At 42.8% G+C, this 26,970-nt stretch carries 21 protein-coding genes and 1 pseudogene; 14 read left to right on the forward strand and 8 right to left on the reverse strand.

Annotation, left to right across the window (positions count from 1 at the left end; translation table 11 throughout):
• Window positions 1-102: 102 nt before the first annotated feature.
• Together yedF and yedE are read right to left on the reverse strand one after the other, a co-directional pair.
• Entirely contained in the window at window positions 103-372 is a 270-nt protein-coding gene (gene yedF, locus Q0203_RS04500) for a sulfurtransferase-like selenium metabolism protein YedF (RefSeq protein ID WP_212510003.1), read from the reverse strand.
• A gap of 51 nt (window positions 373-423) precedes the next feature.
• Window positions 424-1,635 carry a selenium metabolism membrane protein YedE/FdhT gene (yedE, locus tag Q0203_RS04505; protein WP_297929859.1) on the reverse strand — a complete coding sequence of 404 codons (1,212 nt, stop codon included), beginning with the start codon at window positions 1,633-1,635 and terminating at the stop codon, window positions 424-426.
• Between the two features lie 304 nt (window positions 1,636-1,939).
• Here yedE and Q0203_RS04510 point away from each other — a divergent pair, with 304 nt between their 5' ends.
• Entirely contained in the window at window positions 1,940-3,604 is a 1,665-nt protein-coding gene (locus tag Q0203_RS04510) for a bifunctional UDP-sugar hydrolase/5'-nucleotidase (protein WP_297929861.1), read from the forward strand.
• 92 nt (window positions 3,605-3,696) lie between these two features.
• Here Q0203_RS04510 and purB read toward each other — a convergent pair whose 3' ends face one another.
• Both purB and hflD read right to left on the reverse strand, forming a co-directional pair.
• Window positions 3,697-5,064: an adenylosuccinate lyase gene (gene purB / locus Q0203_RS04515; protein ID WP_297929863.1), complete on the reverse strand. Its 1,368-nt coding sequence runs from the start codon at window positions 5,062-5,064 to the stop codon at window positions 3,697-3,699.
• Between the two features lie 27 nt (window positions 5,065-5,091).
• Window positions 5,092-5,703 (reverse strand): high frequency lysogenization protein HflD, encoded by a 612-nt coding sequence (hflD, locus tag Q0203_RS04520; RefSeq protein ID WP_297929865.1) that lies wholly within the window; start codon window positions 5,701-5,703, stop codon window positions 5,092-5,094.
• A gap of 127 nt (window positions 5,704-5,830) precedes the next feature.
• Here hflD and Q0203_RS04525 point away from each other — a divergent pair, with 127 nt between their 5' ends.
• Window positions 5,831-6,241 (forward strand): copper chaperone PCu(A)C, encoded by a 411-nt coding sequence (locus tag Q0203_RS04525; RefSeq protein WP_297929867.1) that lies wholly within the window; start codon window positions 5,831-5,833, stop codon window positions 6,239-6,241.
• Between the two features lie 99 nt (window positions 6,242-6,340).
• Here the strand turns inward: Q0203_RS04525 and Q0203_RS04530 are convergent, their stop codons facing one another.
• The gene (locus Q0203_RS04530; protein WP_297929868.1) at window positions 6,341-7,771 is read right to left on the reverse strand and encodes a YdgA family protein; all 1,431 of its coding nucleotides are present in this window, start codon (window positions 7,769-7,771) and stop codon (window positions 6,341-6,343) included.
• Between the two features lie 267 nt (window positions 7,772-8,038).
• Between Q0203_RS04530 and dnaK the strand changes: the two genes are divergently transcribed.
• From dnaK to Q0203_RS04585, 11 genes and pseudogenes are all read left to right on the forward strand, one after another.
• Window positions 8,039-9,940, forward strand: coding sequence for a molecular chaperone DnaK (gene dnaK / locus Q0203_RS04535; protein WP_297929871.1), 1,902 nt, complete (start codon window positions 8,039-8,041; stop codon window positions 9,938-9,940).
• 120 nt (window positions 9,941-10,060) lie between these two features.
• Complete coding sequence (locus Q0203_RS04540; protein WP_295974795.1) at window positions 10,061-10,459, forward strand: GyrI-like domain-containing protein; 399 nt, start codon at window positions 10,061-10,063, stop codon at window positions 10,457-10,459.
• Between the two features lie 75 nt (window positions 10,460-10,534).
• Complete coding sequence (locus tag Q0203_RS04545; RefSeq protein WP_297929873.1) at window positions 10,535-11,803, forward strand: O-acetylhomoserine aminocarboxypropyltransferase/cysteine synthase; 1,269 nt, start codon at window positions 10,535-10,537, stop codon at window positions 11,801-11,803.
• 270 nt (window positions 11,804-12,073) lie between these two features.
• On the forward strand, window positions 12,074-13,198 hold the full coding sequence (dnaJ, locus tag Q0203_RS04550) for a molecular chaperone DnaJ (protein WP_297929875.1): 1,125 nt from the start codon (window positions 12,074-12,076) through the stop codon (window positions 13,196-13,198).
• A 295-nt stretch (window positions 13,199-13,493) separates the two neighbouring features.
• The gene (gene nrdA, locus Q0203_RS04555; RefSeq protein WP_297929876.1) at window positions 13,494-15,764 is read left to right on the forward strand and encodes a class 1a ribonucleoside-diphosphate reductase subunit alpha; all 2,271 of its coding nucleotides are present in this window, start codon (window positions 13,494-13,496) and stop codon (window positions 15,762-15,764) included.
• Window positions 15,765-15,858: 94 nt separating this feature from the next.
• Complete coding sequence (locus Q0203_RS04560) at window positions 15,859-16,299, forward strand: pyruvate kinase (RefSeq protein WP_297929878.1); 441 nt, start codon at window positions 15,859-15,861, stop codon at window positions 16,297-16,299.
• A 157-nt stretch (window positions 16,300-16,456) separates the two neighbouring features.
• The gene (gene nrdB / locus Q0203_RS04565; RefSeq protein ID WP_005700384.1) at window positions 16,457-17,587 is read left to right on the forward strand and encodes a class Ia ribonucleoside-diphosphate reductase subunit beta; all 1,131 of its coding nucleotides are present in this window, start codon (window positions 16,457-16,459) and stop codon (window positions 17,585-17,587) included.
• Window positions 17,588-17,845: 258 nt separating this feature from the next.
• Complete coding sequence (locus tag Q0203_RS04570; protein ID WP_297929879.1) at window positions 17,846-19,231, forward strand: DASS family sodium-coupled anion symporter; 1,386 nt, start codon at window positions 17,846-17,848, stop codon at window positions 19,229-19,231.
• Between the two features lie 68 nt (window positions 19,232-19,299).
• Window positions 19,300-19,428 (forward strand): annotated as a pseudogene (locus Q0203_RS04575) (2Fe-2S iron-sulfur cluster-binding protein); the annotation flags it as partial.
• A 134-nt stretch (window positions 19,429-19,562) separates the two neighbouring features.
• Window positions 19,563-20,693, forward strand: coding sequence for a class Ia ribonucleoside-diphosphate reductase subunit beta (gene nrdB, locus Q0203_RS04580; protein ID WP_005700384.1), 1,131 nt, complete (start codon window positions 19,563-19,565; stop codon window positions 20,691-20,693).
• Between the two features lie 182 nt (window positions 20,694-20,875).
• Window positions 20,876-22,261, forward strand: coding sequence for a Do family serine endopeptidase (locus Q0203_RS04585; RefSeq protein WP_297929882.1), 1,386 nt, complete (start codon window positions 20,876-20,878; stop codon window positions 22,259-22,261).
• Between the two features lie 105 nt (window positions 22,262-22,366).
• Here Q0203_RS04585 and ycaO read toward each other — a convergent pair whose 3' ends face one another.
• Both ycaO and manA read right to left on the reverse strand, forming a co-directional pair.
• Window positions 22,367-24,130 (reverse strand): 30S ribosomal protein S12 methylthiotransferase accessory factor YcaO, encoded by a 1,764-nt coding sequence (gene ycaO, locus Q0203_RS04590; protein WP_297929883.1) that lies wholly within the window; start codon window positions 24,128-24,130, stop codon window positions 22,367-22,369.
• A gap of 74 nt (window positions 24,131-24,204) precedes the next feature.
• On the reverse strand, window positions 24,205-25,407 hold the full coding sequence (manA, locus tag Q0203_RS04595) for a mannose-6-phosphate isomerase, class I (RefSeq protein WP_297929899.1): 1,203 nt from the start codon (window positions 25,405-25,407) through the stop codon (window positions 24,205-24,207).
• A gap of 196 nt (window positions 25,408-25,603) precedes the next feature.
• Between manA and Q0203_RS04600 the strand changes: the two genes are divergently transcribed.
• Window positions 25,604-25,936 carry a YegP family protein gene (locus Q0203_RS04600; protein WP_021615773.1) on the forward strand — a complete coding sequence of 111 codons (333 nt, stop codon included), beginning with the start codon at window positions 25,604-25,606 and terminating at the stop codon, window positions 25,934-25,936.
• A gap of 172 nt (window positions 25,937-26,108) precedes the next feature.
• On the opposite strand, the gene tsf is transcribed toward Q0203_RS04600, so the two are convergent.
• Window positions 26,109-26,957, reverse strand: a complete 849-nt coding sequence (gene tsf / locus Q0203_RS04605; RefSeq protein WP_021615774.1) for a translation elongation factor Ts — start codon at window positions 26,955-26,957, stop codon at window positions 26,109-26,111.
• Window positions 26,958-26,970 lie beyond the last annotated feature (13 nt).

Here is a 26,970-nt window from a genome sequence, read left to right on the forward strand (position 1 = left end):
TTCGTGCAATAAGTTGCACGCTACGAGGTGGTAAATAATCCTCCTATATGTTGAATTTCGGTTGTCAGCCTTGTTCGTTATATAGCGAGGATTTTTTAATGCTTAACGCTGAATCAAATAGCGTAATTTGGTGCCATCTTGTTCTATGCTTAATAACGTATAACCGTGGTTTTTGGTATCCACCGGAATGTTGTTGATGGATTGTGCGCAGTCGCTTAACAATTCCAATACTTCCCCTTCTTTGAGCTCAGGCATGCTTTCCAACATGACGATAGCCGGGTATGGGCAAGGTTCGCCCACGGTGTCGATGGTGTAATCCGGAACGATGTCTTTTGGATCTTTATCTAATTTGTGCACAACGGTAAATGCCATAATGTGTTTTCCTTCTGTGAAATAAAAATAACGTTAAATCAAACCGCACTTTTACGCCTGTGCGAAAGCGGCGATTTTGGCTTTTGCTTTGGCAAGGAAGCGTTTTTCCCACCAGACGACAGCGATTAAGCAGACGATCAATAAACCGTAGTTCACCAATAATCCGCCGACCGGACCAAATTCTTTCAGTAAGTTCAGTTTTTCGTAGTCAAGCGCCAATGCCGGTGCCAAATCATCCCAAGCGTAGGCGAGATAGGTAGAACCGATAACGTTGCCGATACCCACCCACATAAAGTGTACTTGACCTTCCATCGCGCGGTACATCCAACCGGTTTCACAACCGCCGGCTAACACGATGCCGAAACCGAATAATAAACCGCCGATAATCGCATTCGGACCTGCCCACATGATTTTTGCCGGAACGCCTAATTGAATGTAGCTGAAGACACCAATAGTGCCGGCAAGAATGCCGAAAATAATGGCTTTTGCCATGTAAGCGCGACCGGTTACCCAGAGATCACGGAACGCGGAAGTGAAGCAGATTTGCGCACGTTCGATAAGTAAACCAAATGCTAAACCACACAACATGGCAAAACCGAGTTTGATGGATTGGGTCATTACATAAAGAGAGGCGATGAGGTAAGCGAAGAAAACTACCATGCCGATCCAAAAACGGCGTTGTGCTCTTTTCGGATCACTTTCTTGTAATTTCGCGGCGCCTTTTTTCAATTCCAGTTTCACGCGGAACATCGGCAATAAAGTGACTTTTACGCCGGCGTAAGTGCCAAGTGCTGTGGCAATAGTGAAAAACCAAGCGTGTACGGAAAATTGTGGAATGCCGGTAAATAATGAGGCAAGGTTACAGCCCATGGCTAAACGTGCGCCGAAGCCGGCAATGGCTCCGCCGATTAAGGCTTGCACGATACGGCGTTTGTGTGGCTGGTTACGCCATTTCACATTATTTGCCCACAAGGCTGCGGAGATACAACCGGCAAACATGCCTAAGATCATCACGCCATCGACACGGGTGAAAATCGTGCCTTGCATACCAATGATTTTGTAGTAGCTCCAATCGGACACATCAACGCCCAAGGCTTGTAAAGCATGGCCACCCCAACGGGTAAACTCGCCGGTAACCGCCCAATACGTACCGGTAACGCCGAAATAATAGGCCGAGATTAAACCGGCGGCGATAACGGCGATGACGGGATTCCAATATTTAATTAAATATTGTTGTTTGAACTGTTGTAAAACTTCGTTCATTTTTAATCCTATTAAAGTGAATGAAAGTATTACAAGGAAGGTATAACAATGAGAAAAGGCTCAAAAGAAAGGCTTTGTCATTTCCTATACACAAACTTGCGATATAAATGAAATTACAAATTAGATTTGCGGGCGTTAGTTTAATGAATAAAATCATGAAAGGCAATCGTTCGCTTGTTTTTTTAACATTTTTAGGTACGTTACCTTACTTTTAATCTCCTCTATGATTCAGCTGAATCCATATTGCTTGTGCTATGTAAATGGATATAATTCGTCGCACATTTATTACAACAAAGGAAATCCTATGAAAAAAGTCATTTGTTCATTATTTGCACTTTCAGCATTGAGTACTGCGGTGGCACAAGAAGTCAATATTAAAATTCTTGGAACCTCCGATGTGCATGGCCGTATTGTGCCTTGGAGTTATGGGGCGGATGTTGCTGACAAATCCGGTTCTTATGCGCAAATTGCCACTTATGTAAACGATATTCGTAAACAACATAAAAATGTGGTGTTAGTCGATGTTGGGGATGCCATTCAAGACAACCAAGTTGATGTTTTCGCTAAAACGAAAAAATACTATCAAGATCATCCTGTACCAAAAGTATTAAACGCAATGAAATATGACGTTTTTGTGTTGGGAAATCATGAGTTTAATTTTGGTATGAAAGCACTTGATGAAATTTTAAAAGACATTAAGGCAAAAAAATTAACTGCGAATTTTTATTATAAAAAGAATGATAAACGCTATCTCGCACCGGCAACAATTATCGAAAAAGACGGCGTGAAATTGGGAATTATCGGTTTAACCACCCCAATGTCTGCCAAGTTTGAAGAAGATACCGGTAACTTAAAAGACATGAAATTCACTTCGCCAAGCGAAGAAGCAAAAGCACAAGTGGCGGCTTTAAAAGCGAAAGGTGCAGATGTCATTATCGCAGTGAGTCACATGGGCATTGATAATGAAAACAATATCCCTGATACCGGTATGCGTGATGTGATTAATGCTGTTGATGGCATTGATGTCGTTATTGCCGGTCACATGCACAAAAACGTACCGAGTGAAACCATCAAAGATACTCTAATCACAGAACCACACCGTTACGGCACCGTGGTTTCCGAAGTGGATTTAACCTTTGATATCAACGATAAAAAAGAGGTTAAGCTATTGAAGAAAGAAGCCAAAACCGTTCCGGTGAAAGCGTTGGAGGCCGATCCTGAAATTGAGAAAATTTATCGTCCTTATCATGAAGAATTACGCCGTTTGAATAATGTGGTCATCGGGCATACCGAACATGATATGGTGCCACAAGGAAAAAATCATGGTGTCTCCATTGCTTTCTCTAAAGATACCGGTCTTTCTTCTTTTATCACCGATGTTGAACGTCACTATAGCGGTGCTGATGTAGTGAGTTTTGCCTTTGACTATGAAACAGTGCGTTTGCCTAAAGGTGAGATTAAGAAAAAAGACGTGATTTATAACTATCGTTATGCCGGTGGTGATGTCACTGTCTATGAACTCACAGGCAAGCAGTTAAAAGAGTATATGGAATGGTCGGCAGATTATTTCAATACGATTCAGCCGGGCGATACGAATTATCGTTATGATGAAAAACGCAGTAAATCTAAATATGTCACCTTCGATATCTTCGGCGGAGTGAAATATAAAATTGATTTACGCAATCAAAGCGGCCATAAAATCGTGGACTTGACCTTGGCAGATGGACGCGCGATTACCGATGATATGAAACTCAAAGTCGGTATGAACTCTTATCGTTTTGGTCAATTAAATGGTAAAGGCGGTATTTGGGAAGGTCAGCAGATTCCTGTTTTATGGGAATCTAAAGTCGCGATGGGACGTGAAAAAGGCACCATTCAAAACATGATGATTGATTACATCCAAAACGTGAAAAAAGGCAAAATTGATGGGCTTTCACATCAACGTTGGGAAATCATTGGATTAGAATAAGATTCTCAGCATCTGCGTAAAAAAGCGTTCCCTATGAAATGCGTTTGATCATTTACATCGGGAACGCTTATTTTTTAAACGTTATTTATCGATTACAGTTTTTCCACCAACTCTATTGCCGCGCCGATATAGCTTGCCGGTGTGAGTTGTTGCAAGCGTGCTTTTTCTTCTGCCGGAATGTCTAATTTCTCAATAAAATCAAACATCGCTTTGGCATCGACGCGTTTGCCGCGGGTGAGTTCTTTCAGTTTTTCGTACGGTTTTTCAATGCCGTAACGACGCATCACGGTTTGAATTGGTTCGGCGAGCACTTCCCAGTTTTGATCCAATTCTTCGCGCAAATGGGCTTCATTCACTTCTAATTTGCTGATGCCTTTTTGTGTCGCTGCATAGGCGATTAAGCAGTAGCCTAAACCTACGCCAAGGTTGCGCAACACGGTGGAATCTGTTAAATCGCGCTGCCAACGGGAAATCGGCAACTTACTGCCTAAGTGTGCCATCACGGCATTTGCCAAACCAAGGTTTCCTTCGGAGTTTTCGAAGTCGATTGGGTTGACTTTGTGTGGCATGGTAGAAGAACCGATTTCACCGGCGATAGTACGTTGTTTGAAGTGATTTAATGCGATGTAACCCCACAGGTCGCGGTCAAAGTCGATCACAATCGTGTTAAAACGCGCTACGCAATCGAACAATTCGGCGATGTAATCATGCGGTTCGATTTGGGTGGTGTACGGGTTCCATGTTATGCCTAAAGAGGTCACGAATTCTTCGCTGAAGGTATGCCAGTCAATATTCGGGTAAGCGGATAAATGGGCGTTATAGTTGCCCACGGCGCCGTTAATTTTACCTAGAATATCAATGTGTTGTAATTGTTTATATTGGCGTCTTAAACGATACACCACGTTGGCCATTTCTTTGCCCACGGTGGTTGGCGATGCCGGTTGACCGTGCGTGCGGGAAAGTAATGGAATGGTTTTATATTGCTCGGCAAGTGCGGTGATTTTTTCGATTAAATTTTGCCATTCCGGTAATAACACTTCTTCCCGCGCGGTGTTTAGCATTAAGGCGTGGGAAAGGTTGTTGATGTCTTCGGAGGTGCAGGCGAAGTGAATAAATTCGCTGATTGCGGCTAATTCAGGCAATGCTGCGCTTTTTTCTTTAAGGAAATATTCCACCGCTTTTACATCGTGGTTGGTCGTTCTTTCAATTTCTTTAATGCGCTCGGCATCTTCAATAGCAAAATTAGCGACAATTTGGTTAAGGTAATCGTTTGCTTCTTTTGACAAAGAAGGAACTTCAGTGATTTGTGCGGTTGCTGCCAATTTTTGTAACCAACGAACTTCCACTGTAACGCGGAATTTTAATAAACCGAATTCGCTGAAAATATGACGTAAACGGGCGGTTTTGTCTTGATAACGACCATCAATCGGGGAAAGTGCGGTTAGCGCGCTAAGTTGCATAGATGAAAGCTCCATTATTTAGAGAAGTTAAAGAGAAGAGAGAATGTGTTGTGCCGTGGCAGCAATTTTGCCACGGAAAAACAGCAGTTGCCATTTGGTGCCGCCCACTTGTTGCCACAAAATAGCGGAACGGATGCCGGCTAATAACGCGGCGCGAATGCGATTTTGTGTGCCTAAATGCTGTAAATATTGAGTCACGCCGGTCACTTGAATTCGGCGACCTAACGGGCTGATAACGTCCACATAAATGCCGGCAAAATTAGACAGCATCTGTTCGTCGAGTAAGTGGTAATGTTCCAGCTGTGTGGGTAAATATTGAATGCGGCGTGCCAATTCTTGTTTGGCTTCCGGGGTTTTGTTGAGTTTTGCCGCCAATGCCAACAAACTAAGCCAATAACGACCTAGTTCCGGCTCGCTCCCGTTAAGCTGTTCGCAAAGTGTGGTTAACCCCAATTTCAGGTTGTTTAGCTCGCCGCCAAACACATCGAGTGTGGTATTTGGCGTGGTTTTTAATAAACTGTTCAGACTGGTTTCTAATGCGGCTGCATCCGCTTCACCATTTAATGCCAGTTGTTGCACGAGTTTCGCTGCTTGGCAGACGCCGGCAAGGGCGAGTGTACTGTCGTAATAATTAGCCATTGAGGTTTAATGAGAATTGAATAAAAAGAGTACGAAAAAGTGAGCGGTAATATAGCATTTTTCTGCTATAGTGGAAAGGCAATCGGCAAGGTCGATAAACTCAAAAAAGATGAAAAAGGAGAAAACAATGCAACGCATTTACAAAACAGTATTTTTTATGACCGCACTTTTGCCTCTTGGCGCATTGGCAAAAGTTACCGTGACAAACCCAATCATTTTTGCCACTCAACAAGCCGGTGAACCCACCGCGATTTTTATGGAACTGCATAATGATGGCAATGAAGCTGTGAATCTGGCGATGGTACAAAGCAGTGAATCGGCAAATTTAGTTTTGCATGGCACACAAAATGGCAAAATGATCACCACGGATGGCATTGAAATTCCCGCTAATGGCAACGTGCAATTAAAACCGGGTGGTTTGCATATTATGGTGTTTGATGCTGCCAAGGCGTTGCACGCTGGAGAACGTTTTCCATTGACCTTGATGTTTGATAATGGTGAAAAAGTGGCTACAGATGCCGCCATTATTCACCATTAGTCATCGTTTTCCTGATCCTCTGGCGCAATAGCGTACGGCTTGTTACAAAAAATAAGAAAGACGAACAGGCGCTAAGATCTTGATGAATCAAAATGCCGATTAATATCCCATCGACATTGCGGCTAAAAATAGGATGGACGCTACTTGTTCTTCCGGAATGACTTTTCCGTTAAGTTTGAGTTCGCCATTTTCTAGCACAAGATCCAATTTTACTTGTTTGCCATCATCAACCAAAATCCCTTGCTGTACCGGTGTTTTTAAGCCGTCATTGATTTTCATCTCGGCAATCCGAGCCGCTTCTTCTTTATCCAACTTAGAGGAAAGTTGCTCGGCAGCAGTCAGGGTTTCAATTAATGCGGCTTTATTTGCATCAATTTTAAAAATAAAGTGACGGAATAATTTAAAAATTTTTCCGGTAGATAATGTGCTGCTAAGATCGGACGTTGCCACGGCAACATCAATATCCGTTGTCAACTTACCTGCACTATTACTTAATGTCGGACGAAGGATAAAGTTCGGTTGCCCATCAAAGAATTTTCGAATGAGCGCAATCTCCGCATCAGTTAATGGTGCATCTTCGATTTGAGCGAATTTTGCGTGTAATACTTGGTTTAATGTCTCGCCATCGAGATGATTAAACGCAGTATTCAAATTAAGATCGCCAAAATGAATTTGATTTAAATGTGTCCCCTCCAGTTTCAGATTCATTGCCAAATCAAGAAACGCCTCTTTTCTGACCGTATTCAAATCAATTTTCCAATTTTTGATAGCAAGATGATTAGTTTTATCTTGTGTATTCTCCTCTTCAATATACATTTCACCACCGCTAATCCATTGTTGCCCAGTGAAAAGTAAATCCCATTCCTTAATTGGTTGATATTCAGCCATTGCGTTAATATTGTTAAACTTCAATCGTAGCCTTGCGTTTGCTTCTTGATAAGCAATATTACTGAGAGCCAAATGAGCTTGCTGAATGCCCTTCTGCGAAAAATCAACACTCAAATTTACATCACCGACTTGCCATACACCTTTTTCTACAGAAGTCTCAAAAGGTGCAAAATTAATTTTCGCTTTCCCTTGGCGCTGATAATTCATTGATGTGCTAACAGATAATGGTGATTCACCTTTTGCGGCAGCAAACCACTTCGTGGTTTTGTCATTTTTGGTAAGCTTATCAACACTGGCGAACATCGTAGGTGTAAAATTAAATTGAGATAATTGATTAACCGGCAACGGGCCGTGATATAAGGTGCCTTCAAACGGTAAAGTAAAGACAGATTCAGGCTTATTCGGATCTTTCACAACAATGTCATATCGGGTTTTTGAACTCAATAAACCGCGCTCAATGGCAACATGACTAAACTCAACGGACAATCCTTTTGCAGAAAACGATTGTTGTATGTTTTGGTTGAGCAACTCAAATTGATGGACATACTCTTCTTCGGCGACTTTTCCTGTATACCATGCGCCACCCAACCAAACCGCACCTAATGCCACAATCACGCTGGCCGCTAACGTTGATTTTTTCATATCCTCTATCCTTAAAATTAATCAAAGTAAAATGATTCGGCTAATCTAGCATAAATTTAGTTTTTTAGAAAAAAGACCACGAAATTTTTATTCTCCTCTTGAATCTCTTACTTTTATCCTCATTTTACAAAACGAATCAGGATTGAACCGCACTTTTCATGCATTGAAAAATTTTTTAAAGAAATGCCTTGAAATGCAAAATTCAATCCACATCTTACAATCCGTAAACCATTACACCGAATTTAAAATTTTACGAGGAGAAAACAAATGGGAAAAATTATTGGTATTGACTTAGGTACAACAAACTCTTGTGTTGCTGTGATGGATGGCGATAAACCACGCGTGATTGAAAACGCAGAAGGCGATCGCACCACCCCGTCAATTATTGCTTATACAAATGATAACGAAATTTTAGTCGGTCAACCGGCAAAACGCCAAGCGGTAACCAACCCGAAAAATACCTTATTCGCCATCAAACGTTTAATCGGTCGTCGTTTTGAAGATGCTGAAGTAAAACGTGATATCGACATTATGCCATTTACTATTACAAAAGCCGATAATGGCGATGCATGGGTTGAAGTGAAAGGCGAGAAATTAGCACCTCCGCAAATTTCTGCCGAAGTGTTGAAAAAAATGAAAAAAACCGCCGAAGATTTCTTGGGCGAACCGGTTACTGAAGCGGTTATTACCGTGCCGGCATACTTTAACGATGCGCAACGTCAAGCAACCAAAGATGCTGGTCGTATCGCTGGTTTAGAAGTTAAACGTATCATCAATGAACCAACTGCAGCCGCACTAGCTTACGGCTTGGATAAAGGTCAAGGTAACAAAACAATCGCTGTTTACGACTTAGGTGGTGGTACATTCGACTTATCTATCATCGAAATTGATGAAGTGGGTGGCGAGAAAACATTCGAAGTGTTAGCAACCAACGGCGATACTCACTTAGGTGGTGAAGACTTCGATAACCGCGTGATCAACTACTTGGTAGATGAATTCCAAAAAGAACAAGGAATTGACTTGCGTAATGACCCACTTGCAATGCAACGTTTAAAAGAAGCCGGTGAAAAGGCGAAAATTGAGCTTTCTTCCGCACAACAAACGGATGTGAACTTACCTTACATCACAGCGGATGCAACCGGTCCTAAACACTTAAACATTAAGTTGACCCGTGCGAAATTAGAATCTTTAGTAGAAGATTTAGTGGCGAAATCCCTTGAGCCGGTGAAAGTTGCCTTATCTGATGCAGGATTAAGCGCCTCTCAAGTTGATGATGTGATTTTAGTGGGTGGTCAAACCCGTATGCCACTTGTTCAACAAAAAGTGGAAGAATTCTTCGGCAAAACACCACGTAAAGACGTTAACCCAGACGAAGCCGTTGCAGTGGGTGCAGCAGTACAAGGCGGTGTGTTAGCCGGTGATGTAAAAGACGTATTGTTGTTAGACGTTACCCCATTATCATTGGGTATCGAAACCATGGGCGGTGTGATGACCACCTTAATTGAGAAAAACACGACGATTCCAACCAAAAAATCGCAAGTGTTCTCAACTGCGGAAGATAACCAAAGTGCGGTAACCATTCACGTGTTACAAGGTGAACGTAAACAGGCTTCTGCCAACAAATCTTTAGGTCAATTCAACCTTGAAGGCATCAACCCAGCGCCACGCGGTATGCCACAAATTGAAGTGACCTTCGACATCGACGCAGACGGCATCATCCATGTTTCTGCGAAAGACAAAGGCACCGGTAAAGAACAACAAATCACCATTAAAGCGTCTTCCGGTTTAAGTGATGAAGAAATTCAACAAATGGTACGCGATGCCGAAGCGAACGCTGAAGCTGACCGTAAATTTGAAGAATTAGTACAAGTGCGCAACCAAGCAGATCACCTTGTACACAGCACACGTAAACAATTAGAAGAAGCAGGTGATAAAGTTCCAGCCGCAGATCGTGCTGCTATCGAAAGCGCATTAAGCGACTTAGAAGCTGCCGCAAAAGGTGAAGACAAAGCAGTGATTGAAGCTAAACTTCAAGCTCTTGCAGAAGTTGCACAAAAACTTGCACAAACAGCACAACCGCAAGGTGATGCACAACAAGCGCAAAGCAACGGCAAACCAAACGATGATGTTGTTGATGCTGAGTTTGAAGAAGTGAAGGATAATAAGTAATTTCACTCTCACTAAAATAGAAGGGCGTAGTAATACGCCCTTTTAGTGTATTCATCAACCACAATTTTTCCTGACTTTATTTAAAAAAGTGAAGTCAGGAAAAATAAATCAGGAGGATAAATGGCGTTAAAACTCTACCCAATCGTACAACAACGCTTAAATAACAACATAGCAAATGAGATGATCCCAACCCTTTGGCAAAACAATTTCGATAAACTACCACAAGGCCACTATTGTTATGGCATTTATTTTAATTATGTGACGAATTACCAAGCAGACTATGATTTTGCGATTGCAAGTGAAGCCGTATTAGAGACAGATATCCCCGCGATTGAAATTGAAGATTTGAGTTTCTACGAAGTTTTTCGTTGCAAAGTAGATGAAATTTATCAAACATGGCAGCTGATCTGGAAAAAAGAACAACAAGGCTTACTTAAGCGGGCTTATTCTGTGGATTTTGAAAAATACCACCCTGATGGTTTAGTAGAAATTTATATCGCTGTTGTACCACATTGCTAAGCTCAAAGTGCGTAAAATTTTATAAAAAATGACCGCACTTTTCCCCTCAAAACAAACACAACCCAAGGAAAAATAATGGAATTTGCAACAAAATGTCTCCATGCCGGATACACACCTAAAAATGGTGAACCGCGTGTTCAACCCATCGTACAAAGCACGACTTACACTTACGACTCTGCAGAAGAAATCGGTAAATTATTTGATTTGCAAGCGGCTGGCTATTTCTATACCCGCCTAGCAAATCCAACCACGAATGCCGCAGAAGAAAAAATTACCGCACTTGAAGGCGGTGTGGCGACAATGTGTACCGCCTCAGGACAATCTGCGGTATTTTATGCCATGTTGAATATTTTAGAAGCCGGCGATCACTTTATTTCTTCCTCTTGTGTCTATGGTGGCACCTACAATTTATTTGCACATACGTTCAAAAAAATGGGAATTGAAGTGAGCTTCGTGGATCAAGATTTACCGCTCGAAGAACTCAAAAAAGCCATTCGTCCAAATACCAAAGCTGTTTTTGCCGAAACCATTGCAAACCCGGCGTTACGTGTGTTGGATATTGAAAAATTCGCTGCCTTAGCCCAAGCCGCGCAGGCACCGTTACTCATCGACAACACCTTTGCCACGCCTTATTTTTGTCGCCCAATCGAATTTGGTGCAAACGTGGTCATTCATAGCACCTCTAAATATTTAGACGGTCATGCCATTGCACTTGGCGGTTCTATTACGGATGGTGGCAACTTTAATTGGAATAACGGCAAATATCTGCAATTAAGCACACCAGACCAAACGTATCACGGGTTAGTTTATACGGAAACCTTTGGTCCTGCCGCTTATATTGTCAAAGCGCGCGTGCAATTAATGCGTGATTTAGGCGCAACACCGGCACCGCAAAACAGTTTCCTGCTCAATGTAGGTATGGAAACCCTTGCATTGCGTATGCAACGTCATTATGAAAATGCTCAAACGGTCGCTGAGTTTTTAGAAAAACATCCACAAGTGGTAAAAGTAAGCTATCCGGGATTAATCAGTTCCACGGATTACGCGCTTAAACAAAAATACTTACCAAATGGTTTATGTGGCGTCATTTCTTTTGAAATAAAAGGCGGTAAAGAAGCCGCGGCAAAATGGTTAAATGCTTTACAAATGACATCGCGTGAAGTGCATGTAGCGGATATTCGTACTTGTGCGTTACATCCTGCGACCTCAACGCATCGCCAATTAAGTGAAGTCGAATTAGAAAAAGCAGGGATTTCCGCAGGATTAATTCGCCTTTCTTGTGGTATTGAAAGTGTTCAAGATATTTTGGCGGATTTAGAACAAGCCTTCAATGCGGCAAAATAATGGTATTCAAGGCAGGCAATCGGCCTGCCTCTTTGAACAACGATAAAATCATATCGTAACAGAAATATAGACGGCTCATTTTGGTTTGTTGACTTTCGTTTGACTGTCAACAAACGAAAATAAGCCGAGCCATGCCCTAATAAATTCATGTGTTGGCTCTTGATATTTCTGCCTTTGACATCATTTTGGTGTTTAGAACTATCGTTCATATAATACAATACATAATCATAGAAGTAGCATTTGATATTTTAAACGGAAAATTGAAACATTATGGCAAAACAAGACTACTACGAACTCCTCGGCGTTTCTAAATCCGCTGATGAAAAAGAAATTAAGCGCGCCTATAAAAAGCTCGCGATGCAATATCACCCGGACAGAACCAAAGGGGATAAAGCGAAAGAAGAAAAATTTAAAGAAATCCAAGAAGCTTATGAAGTATTAAGCGATAAGCAAAAACGCGCTAACTACGATCAATACGGCCATGCCGCCTTTGAACAAGGTTTCGGTGCCGGCGGAGGCTTTAGTGGTGCGGATTTCGGCGATATTTTTGGCGATATGTTCGGCGATATTTTCGGTGGCGGCGGACGTGGCCGCCAACGTGTTGTGCGTGGTGATGACTTACGTTATGACCTTGAGATCACCCTTGAAGAAGCCGTCAAAGGCACGACCAAAGACATTAAAATTTATACCCTTGCGCCTTGTGAAACCTGTCATGGCTCAGGGGCTGAGGCCGGTTCAAAAGTGGAAACCTGTCCACAATGTCACGGTTCCGGTCGTCTGCGTCGTCAACAAGGGTTCTTTATGACCGAAACCGTTTGTCCAACCTGTCATGGCAGCGGTAAGAAAATTGAGAAACCGTGTAAAGTTTGTCACGGTGACGGCAGAGTGAATAAACCGAAAAATCTTTCGGTGAAAATTCCGGCAGGCGTGGACACTGGAAATCAATTACGCTTATCAGGCGAAGGCGCAGCCGGTGAAAACGGCGCACCGGCAGGCGATTTATATGTTGTAATCCATGTGAAAGAGCATCACATTTTTGAGCGTGATGGCAACAACCTTTATTGTGAAGTGCCGATTAGCTTCACTATGGCGGCTCTTGGTGGCGAAATTGAAGTGCCAACATTGGATGGACGGGTTAAGTTAAAAATCCCGGAAGAGACCCAAACAGGTAAATTATTCCGTATGCGTGGCAAAGGTGTTACCTCCTCCCGTAGCGGTTATGCCGGCGATTTAATCTGTCGAATTGTGGTAGAAACACCGGTAAAACTCAACGAAGAACAAAAAGCATTGCTACGCAAACTTGAAGAAAGCTTGGAAGGGCAAACAAAACAGCGCCCGAAATCCTCTAGCTTCCTCGATGGTGTAAAACGCTTCTTTGATGATTTAACGAAGTAACGCCAACAACCTTCCTTGCAAAGTGCGGTGAAAATTTAAGGTATTTTTTCACCGCACTTTTTTAATCTTTTTCCCCTCGGATGTCATTTTTGCGCCAATTTATACATTTTAATCAAGTAAATTTTCTGCGCATACGAAATTTCCTTTAATTAATAATCAGTTATTTAATGTCAACTAAGCAATAAAAAAATATATCGCTTGAATTCTTTATCTCAACACATTATCTTGTGCCAAATTTTTTGACTTATAACTATATATTGTGTTTTAGATCTATATCTAAGGAGTAGCGTCTTTCATGAATAAAGCATTAATGGTCACCAAACGTGACGGCACACTGGAGCCGATTAACCTCGATAAAATCCACCGCGTAATTACCTGGGCGGCAGAAGGACTAGACAATGTGTCCGTGTCGCAAGTGGAATTGCGTTCTCACATTCAGTTTTATGAAGGTATTCGTACCTCTGATATTCACGAAACCATTATCAAAGCAGCTGCAGACTTAATCAGCAAAGATTCTCCGGATTATCAATACCTTGCTGCGCGCCTTGCAGTGTTCCATTTACGCAAAAAAGCCTACGGCCATTTCGATCCGCCGCGTTTATACGATCATGTGAAAAAATTGGTGCGCATGGGCAAATACGATCATGCCTTATTGGATGATTACACCCGTGAAGAATGGGATGAAATGGACGGTTTTATCGACCATTGGCGCGATATGACCTTCTCTTATGCGGCAGTGAAACAATTAGAAGGCAAATATTTAGTCCAAAACCGCGTGACCGGTGAGATCTACGAATCCGCCCAATTCCTCTATTTATTAGTGGCGGCAAGTCTGTTCTCCAAATACCCGCAAGAAACCCGTTTGGATTATATCCGCCGTTTCTACGATGCGACCTCCACTTTCAAAATTTCCTTGCCAACCCCAATCATGGCAGGTGTACGTACGCCAACCCGTCAATTCAGCTCTTGCGTGTTGATCGAGTGTGGCGACAGCTTGGATTCCATTAACGCCACCGCCTCTGCCATCGTGAAATATGTTTCTCAACGTGCCGGTATCGGTGTGAATGCCGGTGCGATTCGTGCACTAGGTAGCCCAATTCGTGGCGGCGAAGCGTTCCATACCGGTTGTATTCCGTTCTATAAATATTTCCAAACTGCCGTGAAATCTTGTTCTCAAGGCGGCGTGCGTGGTGGTGCGGCAACCGTGTACTACCCGATTTGGCACTTAGAAGTAGAAAGCCTGTTGGTGTTGAAAAACAACCGCGGTGTGGAAGACAACCGCGTGCGTCACATGGACTACGGTGTACAGCTCAACAAATTAATGTACCAACGCTTAATCAAAGGCGGCGACATCACCCTATTTAGCCCGTCCGATGTGCCGGGACTTTACGAAGCGTTCTTTGCGGATCAAGACAAGTTTGAAGAACTTTACGTACAATACGAACAGGATCCGTCCATTCGTAAACGCGCCGTAAAAGCCGTGGAATTGTTCTCTTTATTAATGCAAGAAAGGGCATCCACCGGTCGTATTTACATTCACAACGTGGATCACTGCAATACCCACTCGCCGTTCGATCCGAAAGTGGCACCGGTGCGTCAATCCAACCTGTGCTTGGAAATCGCCTTACCCACCAAACCACTAAATAACATTAATGATGAAGAAGGTGAAATCGCCCTTTGTACCCTTTCCGCCTTTAATTTGGGCAAATTGGACAACTTAGACGAGCTCGACAATTTAGCGGATCTTGCCGTGCGTGCGTTAGATGCCTTATTGGATTACCAAGATTATCCGGTAATTGCGGCAAAACGCAGTTCCCTTGCCCGTCGTTCTTTAGGTATCGGCGTCATCAACTATGCCTACTACTTGGCGAAACACGGCGTGCGTTATTCTGACGGCAGCGCCAACGATTTAACCCACCGCACTTTCGAAGCCATTCAATATTACTTATTGAAAGCCTCCATGAACTTGGCGAAAGAACAAGGCGCGTGCGAATATTTCCATGAAACCACTTACGCACAAGGTATTTTACCGATCGATACGTACAAAAAAGACATCGACAGCTTAACTTCTGAGCCGTTGCATTACGACTGGGAAAGCCTGCGCCGTGACATTCAAGAATTCGGCTTGCGCAACTCTACCCTCACCGCCCTCATGCCGTCGGAAACCTCTTCTCAGATTTCCAACGCCACCAACGGTATCGAACCGCCACGCGGTCATGTGAGCGTAAAAGCCTCAAAAGATGGTATTTTGAAACAAGTGGTGCCGGATTATGAAAACCTCGGTGAAAACTACGAATTGCTTTGGGATATCCCGGGCAACGACGGCTACTTGCACTTGGTCGGAATCATGCAAAAATTCGTAGACCAAGCCATCTCCGCCAACACCAACTACGATCCGAAACGTTTTGAAGACGGCAAAGTACCGATGAAAGTGTTGTTAAAAGATCTGTTAACCGCTTACAAATACGGCTTAAAAACCCTCTACTACCAAAACACCCGTGACGGCGCCGAAGACAGCCAGGAAGATTTGGATGATGGCTGTGCCGGTGGGGCGTGTAAGATTTAGTTTAATAAAAGTGCGGTCAGATTTTTTTGAGTGTTTAAAAATTAGCCGCATTTTGTAGTTTTTGTTTTAAGAACATTTATTAAAGGAGATTATTATGGCAATTCAATATTGGCATATGCAAATGCACCCAGATGAAATGGACTTTTCAGGTGTCGAATATATTCTTGAACATAAAAAAATTATTGGCTTAGGACATTGGGAAGAAAAATCAAACCAGATTTCTCAATTTATTGATGATATGAAAGTTAATGATATTGTCGCGATTAAACAAGGTGCTCATCTTATTGCATTAGTCCAGGTTATTGGTGGAAATTATGATGTAAATGATGATTCAGACTCAGATACCAAATGGATTATTCATAGAAGACCAATTAGAGTTTTAGACTGGGCTTTAACAGAACGTACTATTCCACAACCTCGTGGCACATTAAGTCGTTGCACAGATCCAAACGTTGAAACAACTAAAATTATTAAAGAGTGGCATAAGCAAGTCGAAGAATCATTCACGAAAAGAAAATTAGATTTAACCGTTTAAAATAGCGTAAGCGTAGTAAGCTCATCTGATAGCGCAAGCGTCCACGCTTGTGCTAAGTAAATAAACTAAAGGCACAAGCGAAGACGCTTGCGCCAGCATAAAAAAACATTTTAAAAACTGACCGCACCTTACTCTTAAGATTAAAGGAGAAATAAAAATGGCATACACCACTTTCTCACAAAACAAAAACGACCAGTTAAAAGAACCGATGTTCTTTGGTCAAAACGTTAACGTTGCTCGTTACGATCAACAAAAATATGAGACCTTTGAAAAGCTCATTGAAAAACAACTTTCCTTCTTCTGGCGTCCGGAAGAAGTGGATGTTTCACAAGACCGTATCGACTACGCGGCGTTGCCTGAACATGAAAAACATATTTTCATCAGCAACTTAAAATATCAAACCTTGTTGGATTCCATTCAAGGCCGTAGCCCAAACGTGGCGTTGTTGCCGTTGGTGTCCATTCCGGAATTAGAAACCTGGATCGAAACGTGGACGTTCTCTGAAACCATTCACTCTCGTTCTTACACGCACATTATTCGTAATATCGTGAACGATCCGTCTATCGTGTTTGACGACATCGTGACCAACGAAGAAATCATCAAACGCGCGCGCGATATTTCTTCTTACTACGACGATTTAATCCGCGACAGCCAACTTTACAGCCTGTACGGCGAAGGCACTTACACCGTGGATGGCAAAGAATGTGTCGTCACCTTGCGTAATTTGAAAAAACAACTTTACCTTTGCTTGATGAGCGTAAACGCTTTAGAGGCTATTCGTTTCTATGTGTCTTTCGCGTGCTCCTTTGCCTTTGCAGAACGTCAATTAATGGAAGGCAATGCGAAAATCATTAAATTCATCGCTCGTGATGAAGCGTTGCACTTAACCGGTACGCAGCACATTTTAAATATCATGGCGGCAGGTCAAGACGATCCGGAAATGGCAGAAATTGCCGAAGAATGTAAACAAGAAGCCTATGATTTATTCTTGGCGGCAGCAGAACAGGAAAAAGACTGGGCGGATTATTTGTTTAAAGACGGTTCCATGATCGGTTTGAACAGAGACATTTTGGTGCAATACGTGGAATACATCACCAATATCCGTATGCAGGCGGTAGGCTTGCCATTGCCATTCCAAGCACGTTCCAACCCGATTCCTTGGATCAACGCCTGGTTGGTTTCCGACAACGTACAAGTGGCACCGCAAGAAGTGGAAGTGAGTTCTTATCTTGTGGGTCAAATTGACTCCAAAGTGGACACCAAAGATTTCGACGATTTCGATCTGTAATCTTTGATGTCGCTAGAAGTGCGGTGGATTTTTCGGGTGTTTTTAAATGCCGATAAATTCTACCGCACTTTTTTATTTCTCAAGGATTGCCTCCTCTACTCACTAAAACAAGCATGTAATCCTTTCATAAAAATCACCGCACTTTTATCTCTTTCTTCTTCAAAAAATATATTTGATAGCCGTCACAAATTTGTTAAAAAAATGTTTCTAATTTATTAAAACAATGCTAATAAATAGCAGCCATGGAGGACATTTATTATGCAAACACAAATCCCTTTCTTCGCTAAATATAAAAGCCTGATTATTCTTGTTTTGGATTTTATCTTGATGTTGGTGCTAATCAACACATTGCCCTTCTCACCAAAGGAAAACCGCGGCTTGGCATTGCTGACGTTCATCGGTATTTTGTGGTTGACAGAAGCCTTTAATATTACGGTGACCTCGCTTATGGTGCCAATTCTTGCCATTGGTTTAGGACTGATTAACACACAGAAAGCCCTTGCACCTTTTGCCACCCCGATTATTTATATGTTCTTCGGCGGCTTTGTGATTGCGGCGGTATTACAAATTCAGCAACTGGATAAAATCATTGCGAACTACATCGTGCGACTCGCCAAAGGCAATTTAAAACTTTCCGTGGCGTATTTATTTGGGGTGACCACCTTTTTATCTATGTGGATCAACAACACGGCTGTCGCGGCAATGATGTTGCCACTCACCATAGGAATGTTAAAAGGGTTGAATGCAGAAAAAAATTATCGCCTGTATGCGTTTACCTTATTAGGTATGGCGTTCTGTGCCAGTATTGGCGGCATTGGCACCTTAGTCGGTAGCGCTCCTAATGCCATCTTGGCCTCTCAAATTCAAGTGACTTTTACTGAATGGTTAGGTTATGGCTTCCCGGTAATGCTATTGTTGTTACCTTCCATGTTATTTGCTCTTTGGGTCATTTTACGTCCCAATTTTCATGTCGAATTTGCCCCTTCTCTTGAAAAAGTCTCTTTCACCAAAAAGAACATCATCACGCTAATCATCTTCAGTGTGATGGCATTACTGCTCCTGTTTAGTTCTGTTCTCAACCCTTGGTTCTCCGGTTTACTGGGCTTAGAGAAAAAAATTGATAGCTTTGATAGTGTCATCGCCTTAACTGTAGTGGTGATTATCGGCGTGACCGGTGTGGCAAAATGGAAAGAAATTCAGCAACGTGTGGAATGGGGCGTGTTAATGCTCTTTGGTGGCGGATTAACTTTGAGTATTGTCATGAAAGACTCCGGCGCCAGTAAAATCATGGCAGACACCATTGTGCAATTTACCAATGAAAAACCGCTGTGGGTGCTGTGCTTCGTCATCAGCGCATTCATCATATTCCTCACAGAATTCACCTCTAATACCGCCAGTGCAGCATTGATTATGCCTATAGTAATTTCAGTAGCGCAAACCTTAAACTTGCCACCAATCGCCCTCGCTGCCATCATCGCCTGTGGTGCAAGCTGTGCCTTTATGTTGCCAATTGCTACACCGCCGAATGCTATCGTATTCGCGACAGGCCATGTCAAACAAGTGGATATGGCAAAGGTCGGCTTTATTCTCAACCTTTTCTGTATCGGAATAATTGGCGGCATGGCATATTTCGTGTGGATCTAATTTCGATTACAATACGCACAATGCTATTTAGAGCAGTTTTCTAACTGCTCTTTTTTCTTTTAACAATCATGAAAATCCATTTATTACACAGCTGTCAAACCATCGAACACGATAATCAAATCCCGCTCCTCAATCGCTTGGAACAACATGGCATTTACCATGAATACCAATGTCGTAGCGGTTATTGCGGTTCCTGCCCCCGATAGCGCAAGCGTCCACGCTTGTGCTAAGTAAATAAACTAAAGGCACAAGCGAAGACGCTTGCGCCAGCATAAAAAAACATTTTAAAAACTGACCGCACCTTACTCTTAAGATTAAAGGAGAAATAAAAATGGCATACACCACTTTCTCACAAAACAAAAACGACCAGTTAAAAGAACCGATGTTCTTTGGTCAAAACGTTAACGTTGCTCGTTACGATCAACAAAAATATGAGACCTTTGAAAAGCTCATTGAAAAACAACTTTCCTTCTTCTGGCGTCCGGAAGAAGTGGATGTTTCACAAGACCGTATCGACTACGCGGCGTTGCCTGAACATGAAAAACATATTTTCATCAGCAACTTAAAATATCAAACCTTGTTGGATTCCATTCAAGGCCGTAGCCCAAACGTGGCGTTGTTGCCGTTGGTGTCCATTCCGGAATTAGAAACCTGGATCGAAACGTGGACGTTCTCTGAAACCATTCACTCTCGTTCTTACACGCACATTATTCGTAATATCGTGAACGATCCGTCTATCGTGTTTGACGACATCGTGACCAACGAAGAAATCATCAAACGCGCGCGCGATATTTCTTCTTACTACGACGATTTAATCCGCGACAGCCAACTTTACAGCCTGTACGGCGAAGGCACTTACACCGTGGATGGCAAAGAATGTGTCGTCACCTTGCGTAATTTGAAAAAACAACTTTACCTTTGCTTGATGAGCGTAAACGCTTTAGAGGCTATTCGTTTCTATGTGTCTTTCGCGTGCTCCTTTGCCTTTGCAGAACGTCAATTAATGGAAGGCAATGCGAAAATCATTAAATTCATCGCTCGTGATGAAGCGTTGCACTTAACCGGTACGCAGCACATTTTAAATATCATGGCGGCAGGTCAAGACGATCCGGAAATGGCAGAAATTGCCGAAGAATGTAAACAAGAAGCCTATGATTTATTCTTGGCGGCAGCAGAACAGGAAAAAGACTGGGCGGATTATTTGTTTAAAGACGGTTCCATGATCGGTTTGAACAGAGACATTTTGGTGCAATACGTGGAATACATCACCAATATCCGTATGCAGGCGGTAGGCTTGCCATTGCCATTCCAAGCACGTTCCAACCCGATTCCTTGGATCAACGCCTGGTTGGTTTCCGACAACGTACAAGTGGCACCGCAAGAAGTGGAAGTGAGTTCTTATCTTGTGGGTCAAATTGACTCCAAAGTGGACACCAAAGATTTCGACGATTTCGATCTGTAATCTTTGATGTCGCTAGAAGTGCGGTGGATTTTTCGAGTGTTTTTAAATGCCGATAAATTCCACCGCACTTTTTTATTTATTCGCTCCCAAAATTGCAGAACATTCAAGCCATTTATTTGTCATAAGCATTACCGAAACTCAATGAGATTTCGTGTTATTTGTTTTTAATTGGAGAAAATTGAATGAAAAAACGCAATTTTGTTTTAACTAGTATTGCACTCGGATTAAGCGTATTAACTGCCCCGATGATGAGCGTGGCAGAAACCCCAACAGAAATATCTGCCGGTCAAGTTATGCCAAGTTTAGCGCCCATGTTAGAAAAAGTGTTGCCTTCGGTGGTGTCCATTTCTGTGGAAGGCAAACAAAAAAGCAATGCTGCTCAAATGGATGACGACATTCCGGAAGAATTTAAATTCTTTTTTGGTCCGGATATGTTCGATCGTGATCGCGCACCACGCAACTTTAAGGGCCTTGGCTCAGGCGCAATTATTAACGCCGAGAAAGGTTATGTGTTAACCAATAATCACGTGATTAAAGATGCGGATAAAATTACCGTTCAACTCCATGATGGTCGTGAATTTAAAGCCAAAGTCATCGGTGCCGATGAAATGTCCGATGTAGCACTCATTCAAGTGGAAAAACCTAAAAATCTGACCGCACTTAAACTCGCGGATTCCGACAAATTACGCGTAGGTGATTTCACCGTGGCTATCGGCAACCCGTTCGGTTTAGGTCAAACCGTGACATCCGGTATTGTATCCGCATTGGGTCGCTCCATGGGATCCGATAGCGGCACCTATGAAAACTACATTCAAACAGACGCAGCGGTTAACCGTGGTAACTCCGGTGGTCCGCTAATTAACTTAAACGGTGAATTAATCGGCATCAACACCGCCATTCTTTCCCCAAGCGGCGGCAATGCCGGTATTGCCTTTGCGATTCCAAGCAATATGGCCAATAATTTAGTACAACAAATTCTTGAATTCGGTGAAGTGCGCCGTGGTATGCTCGGTATTAAAGGCGGCGAATTAAATGCAGATTTAGCACAAGCGTTTGATATTGAAGCGAAGAAAGGCGCTTTTATTAGTGAAGTGATGCCGGGTTCTGCTGCCGATAAAGCGGGTCTCAAAGCCGGTGATGTGATTACCGCGATAAATGGTCAAGCCATTTCCAGCTTTGCTGAAATGCGTGCCAAAATCGCCACATCTGGTGCAGGCAAAGAACTTGATTTAACTTATTTGCGTGACGGTAAATCAAATAACGCTAAAGTGACGCTTCAATCAGATGACCAAACGCAAACACGCGCCAATGGATTATTACCGGCGTTAGACGGTGCGGAATTAAACAACTATGACGAAAAAGGTATGAAAGGTGTTGCTATCACCAAAATCAAACCAAATTCCCTTGCGGAACAACGCGGATTGAAATCCGGTGATGTGATCATTGGGATTAACCGTCAGAAAGTTGAAAACTTAGGTCAGTTACGCAAAATTTTAGAGAGTAAGCCATCGGCCATCGCCTTAAATATTATTCGCGGTGACAGTAACTTCTATTTACTGGTTCAATAATCTCATTTCCATAAATAAAGGGCGAATCTCTTCGCCCTTTAAAATCGCATTAAAAAATCTTAGCAAAGCCAACGTTCAAAATCCACGGGATTTTCCCACCGCACTTTACTGCCAATTTTCACGTTTTGCCTTCTGCAATTTCGCATAAGCCGCCAATAATTTTTGATGTTCGCTAAAGTTTGCAAGGGTTTCATCGCTAGCAGGCAGGTTATAGAACGGATTGCCACCTTGAATCGCGCCCCACGCAAATGCCACGGTGTCTTTGCCATACATTTTTTCGAATACCATGCGATATTGCTGCGGATCACGTTGGCTATCCATAAACAATTCAAGGCTATTGATTAAGCAGCGATAATAGTTGGCACGTTCTGCCGTGAACACGGAACTGTTCATGTTATAGGTCCAATTCGCCCAATCTAGAGCCATTTCCAAGTCGCCCAAGGCAAGATAAAGCATGGATTTTAATTCACCAATGCGTAAGGTTGTCCAGCCGCTGGCTTTCGGTGCCACGATGCCGATAAATTCGCGTACGCGGGTAGCATCGTCAATACCTTGTTCATCCAGTTCATCCAATAATTCTTGGTAGGTTTCTGGGTCGTGGTGGAAGTGCGGTAAATCTAACAAGATTTCGCGCCAGTCCATGCCCATGTTGCTGTTGGCGTAAATTAAGTCGTCTGCCGGATAAATATCGGACATGCCCGGCACGATAATGCGACAGGCATAAACACCTAAGTGATTGTAGTCCATGATGTAAACGTCTTTCTTTTCTGCACGGAAAATCGCCATCAGATTGTCGTATTCTTCATGCGTATCTTTGCCGGAGAAATTCCAATCGGCGAACTCATAATCCGGTGTGTCTTTGAATAAATCCCATGAAATTAAACCGCTGGAATCAATGAAGTGGGTTTCCAAATTGGCGTGTTCGGCAACATCGTCATTGTTGAAGGATGGCGGAGAAAAAACATCCAAATCTTTTAAGCTACGACCTTGCAGCAGTTCAGTCACGGTGCGCTCTAACGCCACTTGGAATTTTGGATGTGCTCCGAAAGAGGCAAAGCAAGTGCCGTTAGTTGGGTTAAGCAAAATGACGCAAATCACTGGGTATTTGCCACCAAGAGAAGCATCATATGCCAAAATCGGGAAGCCTTCCTGTTCTAGTTTGTCGATAGAGGCTTGAATGGACGGATAACGTGCCATCACCTCTTGCGGAATTAATGGCAGACTAATGGCTTCTGCGATGATTTTATTTTTCACATAGCGCTCAAACACTTCCGATAATCCCTGCACGCGCGCTTCAAATTGGCTGTTGCCGGCAGACATCCCGTTGGAGACGTAGAGATTAGAAATGATGCTTTGTGGAATATACACCGTTTGTTGATCTGATTGGCGCACATAAGGCAAAGCAACAATACCACGCTCATAGTTGCCTGATTGCAAATCCACCAAAAGTTCCGGTGTCAGCTCCTGATTTGGATCGAAATGGTCAAATAAACGATCGTCTAAAATGCCTTGTGGCAACAACGCCTCGTCTTCAATCGGAAACCATTTTTCGTTCGGATAATGCACAAAATCGCCATTGGCAATGTCTTGTCCTAAATAGAAATCCGTCCAGAAATAGTTGGTGGAAAGACGCTCAAAATATTCGCCGAGTGCTGACGCTAACGCGGCTTTCTTACTGGCACCTTTGCCGTTAGAGAAACACTGTGGGCAGTCTTTATCACGAATATGTACCGACCACACGTTCGGCACCGGGTTTAACCATGAGGCTTCTTCAATATTAAAGCCAAGTGCGGTCAGTTTTTGCTGGAATTTTTTAATACTTTCCTCAAGAGCGGCATCTTTGCCGGGAATAAACGTCTGTTGAGTCATTGTTGTTCCTATTTTTGTGATGTAATCAGAGGTCATAAAAATCGTTGTTAAGTATTTCTTTCATAAAAACGATGTTAAATCGGTAATCCGGCTAGCACGGCATAACCTTCTTGCATGCCATGCACGCGATAGTCTGTGCCAGCTTCAATGAACGCCGCTTGTCCTTGTTTCAACGTGAGTTTTTGTTGTGTGGCTTCCAATGTCATTTCGCCTGCCATGACTAAGAGAATCGTGCCGTTTAAAGTGCGGTCGGAAATTTCGGTGTTTTTAGCATAAGGCATATTGCTCAAAGCAAAATCGGCAATGGGCGTCGGGTAGGTGTAAACCTGATTTTGAGGTGCCGGCGCGATGATTTGAGGGACGATTTCGCTACAATCAATGATTTTTAGTAATTGTTCGATATCAACGTGTTTTGGCGTTAGACCGCCACGAATGACATTGTCGGAACAGGCCATCAGTTCAATATTTTGTCCGCGTAAATAAGCGTGTGGCACGCCGGCGGCTTGGAAAATCCCTTCGCCGACCTGCAAATTAACCAGATTAAACAAGTAGAAACTCATTAAGCCGGCATCTAACTTGTCTCGGGAAATCTTCATGGCGTGCAATGTGTAAAGCACCCAGTAATCCGGATTTTGCATGGCAAGCTGGTTTTGCTCGTAAGCCTTTTGTTGCGCATCAATTATCGGCAACAGCCATTGCGCTAATTGATCTTGTGTTGCCAACATAATGTCAGCATAAAAATCCGCTAAATTCTGCGAGGCCAGTTTTGTTGCCAGTTCCGCAAGTGACAGGCGTTGGAGTAGTGTATCGAGAATTTTGGCTTTGGTTTTAAAACCATGTAAAAGCCAAAAATCGGACAAAGCAATCATCATTTCCGGCTTATGGTTATCGTCTTTGTAGGTGCGCTTCGGATCATTTAACGGAATGCCAGCGGCATTTTCCTGCGCAAAGCCGATCTCTGCCTGTTTTTTGGTTGGGTGTAACTGAATGGAAAGAGGATTGGCGACATCTAAAATTTTCAGCAAATAAGGCAAATTATCCCCAAATAATTGACGGCTTTGGCTGCCAAGTGCAGTGGGATTTTGTTGTAAAAAATCCAGTAACGACAGTTCGCCATTGGTGGTGATTAACTGTGATGGCGCAGAAGGGTGTGCGCCGAGCCAATATTCGGCATAATGCGCTTGCGTTTTTATAATATGCAAGAAGTCCGGAAGATACTGGTTACCACCCCACGCGTAATATTGAAGACTCCCGTTCAGGGGATAAATGCCTGCCATCATGTGTTCTCGTTTAGCGTTGTTTTGCCTAAAATAAAGGCGACATTTTAGCATATTCTTCCACTTAACTGTTGCGATATACAGGCTTTTTTTATACATTTAGCCCCATCTAAAATTTCTTTTTAATCGCGATTGTCACGTTTATTTTATGAAATTTTAGATAACGAAACACATTAACTTAACAAGAGGTGTAAACATGGCACAAGGACATTATGAATTAAAAACAGCCAAAGACGGTCAATTTATGTTCAACTTAATCGCTACTAACGGACAAGTGATCTTAACCAGTGAGCTTTACAAAACAAAAGCCGCTGCACAAAACGGTATTGCTTCCGTCCAAAAAAATGGCGTAGATGAGAAAAACTTTGAGTTTCGCATGACAAAAAGTGATCAACCGTATTTTGTGTTGAAAGCGGCGAATCACCAAGAAATCGGTCGTAGTCAATATTATTCCTCACAGGCTGCCGCGCAAAAAGGCATGGAATCGGTGATGAATAATGCATCTACTGAAGTGATCAAAGAAATTTAATCTGCTTTTCTTACTCTCCGCTTATCGGCATTTTCGATGCCGATCTTTAGGCTTTGTAAGAAGCGGAAGGAGTTAGAGCGTTTTCATAAAAAATCTGCGCCTAAATTTGTCGGTATTTTATCCCACATTTAGGCGCAGATGAGCTATTGCGATTTTCGACTTAAATTATCTATTACGCTTTAGACATGGCAGCAACTTCTGCTGCGAAGTCGGTTTCTACTTTCTCGATACCTTCGCCCACTTCTAAGCGGATGAAGTTAGAGATTTCAGCACCTTTTTCTTTTAACAAATCACCAACGGATTTAGATGGATCCATCACGAAAGGTTGACCGGTTAAAGAAACTTCGCCCGTGAATTTTTTCATGCGACCTTCAACCATTTTTTCTGCGATTTCGCGTGGTTTGCCGGATTGCATTGCGATATCCACTTGGATGTTACGCTCATGTTCAACCACATCAGCCGGAACATCACTTGGGTTAACATAGTCTGGACGGCTTGCTGCAACGTGCATTGCGATGTGTTTTAACAATTCATCGTCTGCGCCTTTACCCGCCACTAATACACCGATTTTCGCGCCGTGTAAGTAAGAGCCTACAACATCGCCCTCAATGTAAGCAACACGACGGATGGTCATATTTTCACCGATTTTTGCCACTAATGCAGCACGTTTTTCTTCAAATTGCGCTTGAAGTTGTTCGATGGTTGCGCCTTTGTGTGCTGCTGCGTAGTCTGCCACTTCGTTGGCTAAACCTAAGAAACCGGCATCTTTTGCGACGAAGTCAGTTTCGCAGTTTAATTCAACCACTACACCGAAACCGTTTTGTACGCGCGCGATGATGACACCTTCAGCGGCAACACGACCGGCTTTTTTCGCCGCTTTTGCTTGACCGGATTTACGCATGTTATCGATAGCTAATTCGATGTCGCCGTTTGCTTCAACTAATGCTTTTTTACATTCCATCATGCCTGCGCCGGTACGTTCACGCAGTTCTTTTACTAATGATGCTGTGATTTCAGCCATTTTAAAATCCTCT

Source organism: uncultured Aggregatibacter sp., from assembly GCF_938046485.1.
In the GTDB taxonomy this organism is placed as follows: domain Bacteria; phylum Pseudomonadota; class Gammaproteobacteria; order Enterobacterales; family Pasteurellaceae; genus Aggregatibacter.